This window comes from Spirulina sp. CCY15215 (assembly GCF_016888125.1).
In the GTDB taxonomy this organism is placed as follows: Bacteria; Cyanobacteriota; Cyanobacteriia; order Cyanobacteriales; family Spirulinaceae; genus CCY15215.
In genome coordinates this window covers 1-7,587 of sequence record NZ_JACSWA010000468.1, presented here as the reverse complement: position 1 = coordinate 7,587, position 7,587 = coordinate 1, and the positions used below count along the sequence as shown (strand labels likewise).

Here is a 7,587-nt window from a genome sequence, read left to right as displayed (position 1 = left end):
ACAAATATTGCCAGACAATTCACAAAAAAGATGGTTACGTCTATTCAATGTAAAGCCGTCCTATAAGGACGGGGTTTCTACCCAATTTTTCTGATGAGGAATAAAGGCTGAAGTGCTTCCCCATCCTCCCCCACTCCCCACACTCCCCCAATCTTCCCCAAATGCCTGCAACTCTCACTCAAACGACTCTCAACACCCCTACCCTGCACAAACTTGATAATGGCTTAACCATTGTCGCCGAACAGATGCCTGTAGATGCCATTAACCTAAATATATGGTTGAACGTTGGCTCTATCAACGAAGCCAATGAAATCAACGGTATGGCGCACTTTCTCGAACACATGGTCTTTAAAGGCACTCCCAAGCTCGAAAGTGGGGAATTCGAGCGGGCGATCGAAGAGCGGGGAGCCACCACCAACGCCGCCACCAGCCAAGAATATACCCATTATTACATCACCACCGCCCCCAAAGACTTCGCCGATCTTGCTCCCCTACAATTAGAAGTTGTTCTCAATCCTAATATTGCCGATCGCCCTTTTGAGCGAGAAAGATTGGTGGTTTTAGAGGAAATTCGGCGATCGCAGGACAACCCCAGCCGTCGCACTTACACCCGAGCCATGGAAACTTGCTTCCAGCGTTTGCCCTATCGCCGTCCCGTTCTCGGTTCAGCCGAAATTATCGAGAACTTGTCTTCGGAACAAATGCGAGGGTTTCATCGGCACTGGTACGCGCCGGAAAATATGACGGCTGCTGTGGTGGGGAATTTACCGGTTGAGGAATTGCTGGAAATTGTCTCTGAGGCCTGCGATCGCGCTTATGCCCATCATCCCGATAGTTCTGCCCCCACTCCCCCTTCTTTTCAGCCTGAGCCTATCTTTGAAGATATCGTGCGTTGTGAGGAGCAGGACGACCATTTGCATCAATCCCGTTTGGTGATGTTATGGCGAGTACCGGGAAAAGAGGAATTAGCTACAACGGATGCTCTCGACGTACTGGCGGCTATTTTAGGACAAGGGAGAATGTCGCGACTCTTTCGGGACTTGCGAGAAGATCGCAAACTTGTTTCCTCTATTGGTACAAGCAATATTACCCAAGGTATTCAAGGGGTTTTCTATATTGCAGCGCAACTACCTGCCGAAAATATTGCGGAAGTAGAGAGCATTATTCTCGCACATTTACAGCGCTTTCAAGCCGAACCCGTCGATCCTTGGGAACTCTCTCGCATTCGCGCTCAAGTTGCTAACCGTTTTATTTTTGCTAACGAACGACCCAGCGATCGCGCCAATCTTTACGGCTATTATCAGTCACAAATGGGAACTTTAACTCCTGCTTTAACTTATCCCGATCGCTTGCGGGCGATCGAAGCGGAGGATATCCAAAATGTTGCCAAGCAGTACCTCAACCCGAAAGCCTACGGAGTTGTGGTTATGAGAGGAAAAAATTAAACAAGTTGAGTTTTTGTTCATTGAGCAGTTTCGAGGATGCGGATCAAAAACTTGTTACCCGATTTTGTTTTACGTCTAGCAAGAATTTGGTAGAGATCGCAGTTAATGAAAGGATTTGAGGGAGTGCGATCGCCTGAGCGGTTTTAGCCCGTGGAGAAGTCAAGGAGATTGACTTACCGGGTTAAGTAGGAGACTCCAATCAATAAACCTAAAACCGCCAGAGTTGAAAGGAAAAAATGAAAGAGAGATTTTCCTCGTTTGCGAACCATATTTCGCATGGCTAATTTGACATAACTGGCTTGTTCTTCAGGGATTGGAGGTTCTGAAGTTGTTTCATTGACTGGGTTTTGCCCTTCAGAGATTGGAGGCGTTGAAGCGGAATCGCTTGCCGGAGTAGAATGAGCCATATTAAATTAATAATTTCAGAAAATTGTCAAAAAATGTAAGATGCTATATTATATCGCTCCTATTGAATGTTGAGAGGTTCCCCTGTGCCGCCGCAATCCCCATCCCCCAAACCCAAAAAACCCAAAAAAGGAGGACTGTTAACCGATCGCGGCATCAGTAAAATTGAATCTGCGATCGCCGCCAGTGATGCAGAACAAAATCGCCGCGTTAGTTACAGTAAAATCGCCTCTCGCGCTAATATTCCCGTTGATTGCGCTATTTCCATTCTCTATGGCTGTCAACCGGAAAAAATAGCGACGCTCAAATCTTTATTTAAAGCCTTTGATGTTAAATTGCGCCGCAGCGATTATCAAATCCTGCCTATAAAAGAACAAAAAGGAGTCTCTCAAAAGCCATCTGCTCCTAGTACCTCGCTTTGGGTGGGACGGGAGAACCTCGCGACGGAACTGGTGCAACAATTACAGAATTCCTGCTGGTTACTTTGCGTGACGGGTATTGGCGGTATTGGGAAAACAGCTTTTGTCGAACATCTGAGTCAAAATCCTACATTACAACGGGAATTTCCTTTGGGATTAAAGATTGATTTTCAACAACAAAGAGGGGGTTTAGAGGCGATCGCCCGTTTAGTTTTGGGAGAAGAGATTGCCAAACAAGAACTCTTGCAAGGAGGAGAAAGCAACCTTATTGCTGCGGTTATTGCGAAATTGCAATTTCAACCCTGCTTGCTGATCCTCGACAGTATTGAAGTCTTACTCGACGCAAAAAATAACTTTAAAGATGAGACGTTAAAACGATTGTTTCAAGGCTTACTGGCACTTTCGGAACTGCGATCGCGTCTCATTCTCACCACTCGCATTCAACCGCAATTATTTGCTGATTTCTCTAGTACAAAATTTGCGGCGATCGCCCTAAAAGGATTACAACTTGCCACAGTTAAACAGCTTTTTACAACTTGGAGTATTCCTTTAAAAACTCTCACTGAAGAAAACTGTCTAGAAGAAATTACAGAGGTCTATGAAGGTCATCCTCTCGCTCTAAAAATAATTGCCGGAGAAATTCGAGAATATCCCTATTATGGCAATATTCGAGCCTACTGGCGCGAATATGGCTATGAATACGAAATTGACTTGACAGAAGTGGGGCAAGATCCTAACACCTCTTACTTATCCTCCCGAAGTTTATCCAATTGGGTGCGAGTATCTCTGGAAAGGACTTGTCAGCGCTTAAATTCAATTTATCCTTTAGCTTATGAATTACTCTGTTTGGGGGCTGCAAACCGACGAGCCACCGATCCTCAAGGATGGGGATTTTTGATCGGAAATTTTCCAATTAACGAGCAAAAATCAGCCTTAGATACCCTTAATCGCCGTTTATTTTTGGAGGAAGAAAAAAATAACCGTGCTGTTCGGTATTATTTACATGATTACTTGCGTCAAATTGTGTTAAATAGTTTACAGAGATCTGAATAAAAAAGAGGAAAAAATATGAGTGAACTAGAAAAAAAAGTGAATTTCAAAATTTTATCCGAACAGGATGCCTTGAAAGTTCGCTACCGCAAGGCAGAAAAGCAATTTGTATTACCATATCCTGAAGTGGAAGCAGAAGGAAATACTAATGGTGATAATGCCAGGGAAACACCTCCAACTATTCACCTTTCAGCCTTGGTGCGCTTTATTGAATGTGTCAAGTATTGGGCGGGTTTAAAGCACAGTATTAGCAATCTAGGCAATGAATCTTCTCCCCCTAGCTTACATGAAGTTTTAGAAGATTTAAACTTAACAGAAATCGCACATATTCGCTGGGCATTTTACTATTTACAAATGTATCAGCCCGATCCAGGGGATTCCCAATTGGAACAAGTGCGGGGATATTTAGAAGCCTTTCATCATTTTTGCGAATTAGGTGCCTGGGAAGAAGCAAGCGAGATTCTTTTTCTCCGGTTAGAAACGGGAGAAACACTGCACCATCAATTGGAAAAAGATGGATATTTCCAAGAGGCGATCGCCATTTATCAACCGCTTCTCGGACAAGTTAATGCTAAGGTTGACTCGGTTTGTTTACAAGGATTGGGAAATACCTATTATTTGCGCCAAGATTATCAGCAGTCTATTAAATACTTACAAGAATATCTCGATCGCGTTCAAGAAAAGGAAGAATCTCCTCATTTAGATCGGACTTTTCTCTATTTAGGGAATGCTTATTATACCCTAGGAAATTATGCAAAAACGATTGAATATTTAGAGCAGTGTTTGGAATTAACCCCTAATTTTGCGGAATTTTTTGGCTCGGGAGAGACGCTGTTTTATCTGGGCAATTCTTATTATTCTCTGAAACAATACAAAGAGGCGATCGAATATTTAAAGCAATATTTACCCATCGCTCGCAACAATCGTCAAGAACGTATTTTAGCAACGACGTTATTATATTTAGGTAATGCTTATTATTCTTTCCAAAATTATCGCAAAACCGCCGAGTATTTACAAGAATATTTGGATATTATTCCTGATGTAGAACAAGAGCAAGACTTAGAGAAAACTTTACTGGCGATCGGTAATGCCTATTATTATCTGCAAGAATACGGACGTGCTATTAAATACTTGCAAAAACATTTACAACTTCTCAAAAAACAAGAAGGGCAAGTAAAGTCAGCGAATATTTTTCTCTATCTTGGCAATGCTCATTATTTCTTACAAGATTGGGAGCGTACTATTGAGTATTTACGAGGGTATATTACCATAGTTACGAAAACTAATGAAACTTTGGCGATCGAGACAACATCATTATATTTAGGAAATGCTTATTATTATCGTCAGGAATATGAAAATGCCGCGAAATGTTTGCAACAATATCTCAATTTGATCCAAGATAAAGAGCGAGTTCGCGATTTAGAAACAACTTGGTTATATCTGGGCAATTCCTATTCAGTTTTGAAAAATTACGATAAAACTATCGAATATCTACAACGCTATCTCAACCGTGTTGAAAGCCAAAAACAACAGCCCAATTTAACGAAAATCTTTTTAAAGCTGGGTCAAGCATATTATATCAAAGAACAGTTTTCTCCAGCAATTGAATATTTGAATCAATATTTGAGTTTAACTGAGGCAAATAAAGAACAGCGAGAGGCTTTTGAGGAAACTTTATTTGCTTTGGGACGAGGCTATTATATTCTCAAAGAATACGAACAGGCTGTGGAGTATCTTCAGCAATACTTAAATCGCACAGAGACGCGGGAGATGCCCGCAGAATTGGCAATAACGTTATTATATATGGGCAATGCTTGTTATTCCCTACATCGCTATCGTCCGACAATTGAATATTTGCAACAATATTTAACTTTAAAAGGGAAGGAGGAAGAGAAAAAGAACTTAGAAACGATTCTCTACAATCTGGGAAATTCTTATTATGCGATTAAGGATTATACGCAAACGGTGGAATATTTACAGCACTATCTCGATCTAGTAAGAAAAACCTTGGAGAAGGAAGATATTGCCACAGAAACGCGATCGCAGGCTCTGGTTAAACTTGAGGAAGCCCTTCTCAATATTGGTAATGCTTACGGCAATATGGGAGAGTATAATACGGCGACTTCCTGTTATGAAGAACTATTAAGTATTGCCCGCAATATCGGCGATCGCCCTTGGGAAGGAAAAGCCGTGATGCAGTTAGGAAATGCTGATTGTGCTTTAGGTAATTATCGTCAAGCCTTAGAACGCTTTGAAGAACATTTGATCGTATCTGAAGCCTTGAACGATCTGCCAGGAAAAGGAAAAGCCTTGAGTAGTTTGGGAATGACTTATTTTTATTTAGGGAACTATCATAAATCGATTAGCGTTTCTCACAAGGCGTTGAAAATTGCCCGCACAACGGGAGATAAATTGGCAGAAGGGCAAATCTTTGGTAATTTAGGAAATGCCTATCATGCCCTTGGAGATAGCGATCGCGCCATGTCTCTTTATCAACAACATTGGAATATTGCCCGCGCTTCCGGCGATCGCGCTGGTTTGGGGACCGCTTTAGGGAATTTGGGGGTAATTTACGGCTTTTTGGGCAATCATACCCAAGCAATTAAGCATTTACAACAAAGTTTGCCGATCGCCAAGGAATTAGGCGATCGCTATGAAGAAGGGCGCTTAATTGGTCATATTGGAGAAAGTCATCTCCACCTTGAGGAGTATGCCGCAGCCCGAGAGCATTTACAAGAGGCATTAAAAATTTCTCGGAGTATTAATGCCAGGCATTTAGAAGCGGAAGTATTGAAGAATTTAGCGCAACTCAATCAAAAATTGGGGAATTTAGAAACAGCGCGAGAATATTCCGATCGCGCTGTAGCGATCGCGACAGAATTGGAACTTTCAGAACTATCTATTTATCAAGATTTACAACAGCAACTCAAGCCCTCAATTTTAGCAACGTTATGGGAAACAGTGTTAGGTTTAATTCAAAAGCGCATCCCGCGATCTTCTTCCCCTCTTTCATAACTTAAAACTAAAAACTACTAACTACCCACTAACCACTACTAACTAACCACTACTAACTAACCACTACTAACTAACCACTAAAAACTAACCACTAACCACTACTAACTAACCACTACTAACTAACCACTAAAAACTAACCACTAAAAACTAACCACTAACCACTACTAACTAACCACTACTAACTAACAAAAAATGGGTAAAGAAACTGCGATCGCCACTCATGGGTTAACGAAACAATTCGATCGCCGCATTGCAGTCAATGCGATCGATCTGCAAATTACCGAGGGAGAAGTTTATGGTTTAATTGGGGCAAATGGAGCAGGAAAAACGACTTTAATTCGGATGTTGGCTGCGATCGAAGAACCGACGATCGGGGAGATTTTCATTCACGGCGATCGCCTTTTAAGAAATGACACCAATGCGAGGTTAAAGAAGAATTTAGGCTATCTTCCCGATAATTATCCCGTTTATGAAGACTTAACTATTCTCGACTATTTGGACTATTTTGCGCGGTTATATGGGCTAACACAGCCCTACCGTCAGCGTCGCATCAATGAAGTGTTGGAATTAGTGCAGTTAGTCGATCGCAGAAATAGTGCGATCGCAACGCTTTCGAGAGGAATGAAACAGCGTCTCAGTTTGGCCAGAACAATTGTTCACGAGCCGATTGTATTATTATTAGATGAACCTGTATCAGGTTTAGACCCACTCTCACGGATGCAGTTTCGCGAAACAATCAAAACCCTACAAGAAGCAGGGATGACGATTTTAATTTCTTCCCATATTTTAAGCGATTTAGCAGAACTTTGCACCTCAATTGGGATGATGGAATACGGTTTTTTAGTGGAAAGTGCGCCCTTGAAAGAGATATATAGTCGTTTTTCTCGTCCTCAGCTTTTAATTACCGCATTGGACAATTTAGAAGCATTAGAAGCCGAGTTAAAAAATTGCCCTTGGGTAGAAAATTGGCAGATGCTAAAAGAAACAGGAAGCGTGAAAGTTGAATTCTCAGGGACACGAGAAGAAGGGGCAGAGTTTTTAAAAACCTTGATTGCTGCGGAAATTGCGATCGCGCAGTTTAGTTATACTCAAGAAAATTTAGAAGCTCTTTTTCATTCCCTAACCGTAGCCGATTAAACTGCGATCGGCAGGGTGGATCTCAGTTTTGTAAAAATAGCGAGCAAGATGTTTGTCCTTTGGACACGCTACGCGAACGCACTACCCCCATTATGGTTTATTGTAGTGGGAGCGTC

At 41.9% G+C, this 7,587-nt stretch carries 5 protein-coding genes; 4 read left to right on the top strand and 1 reads right to left on the bottom strand.

The annotated features are described in order from the left end of the window. Positions 1 to 161 precede the first annotated feature (161 nt). On the top strand, positions 162 to 1,445 hold the full coding sequence (locus tag JUI58_RS15360; protein ID WP_204104678.1) for a pitrilysin family protein: 1,284 nt from the start codon (positions 162 to 164) through the stop codon (positions 1,443 to 1,445). Positions 1,446 to 1,618: 173 nt separating this feature from the next. Here the strand turns inward: JUI58_RS15360 and JUI58_RS15355 are convergent, their stop codons facing one another. Then, entirely contained in the window at positions 1,619 to 1,852 is a 234-nt protein-coding gene (locus JUI58_RS15355) for a DUF3285 domain-containing protein (RefSeq protein WP_204104677.1), read from the bottom strand. A gap of 84 nt (positions 1,853 to 1,936) precedes the next feature. On the opposite strand from JUI58_RS15355, the gene JUI58_RS15350 reads away from it, so the two are divergent. The 3 genes from JUI58_RS15350 to JUI58_RS15340 all read left to right on the top strand — a co-directional run bounded on the left by JUI58_RS15350 (position 1,937) and on the right by JUI58_RS15340 (position 7,471). Next, positions 1,937 to 3,322: an ATP-binding protein gene (locus JUI58_RS15350; protein ID WP_204104676.1), complete on the top strand. Its 1,386-nt coding sequence runs from the start codon at positions 1,937 to 1,939 to the stop codon at positions 3,320 to 3,322. Between the two features lie 15 nt (positions 3,323 to 3,337). After that, positions 3,338 to 6,334, top strand: coding sequence for a tetratricopeptide repeat protein (locus JUI58_RS15345; RefSeq protein ID WP_204104675.1), 2,997 nt, complete (start codon positions 3,338 to 3,340; stop codon positions 6,332 to 6,334). Positions 6,335 to 6,526: 192 nt separating this feature from the next. Beyond that, a complete protein-coding gene (locus tag JUI58_RS15340) occupies positions 6,527 to 7,471 on the top strand; it encodes an ABC transporter ATP-binding protein (protein WP_204104674.1) in 945 nt (314 codons plus the stop codon). Positions 7,472 to 7,587: the final 116 nt, after the last annotated feature.

What these genes read in the sequence shown, in the direction of transcription:
- JUI58_RS15355 (WP_204104677.1), bottom strand. Translation starts at nt 1,852, where the DNA reads ATGGCTCATTCTACTCCGGCAAGCGATTCCGCTTCAACGCCTCCAATC.
- JUI58_RS15360 (WP_204104678.1), top strand. Translation starts at nt 162, where the DNA reads ATGCCTGCAACTCTCACTCAAACGACTCTCAACACCCCTACCCTGCAC.
- JUI58_RS15340 (WP_204104674.1), top strand. Translation starts at nt 6,527, where the DNA reads ATGGGTAAAGAAACTGCGATCGCCACTCATGGGTTAACGAAACAATTC.
- JUI58_RS15345 (WP_204104675.1), top strand. Translation starts at nt 3,338, where the DNA reads ATGAGTGAACTAGAAAAAAAAGTGAATTTCAAAATTTTATCCGAACAG.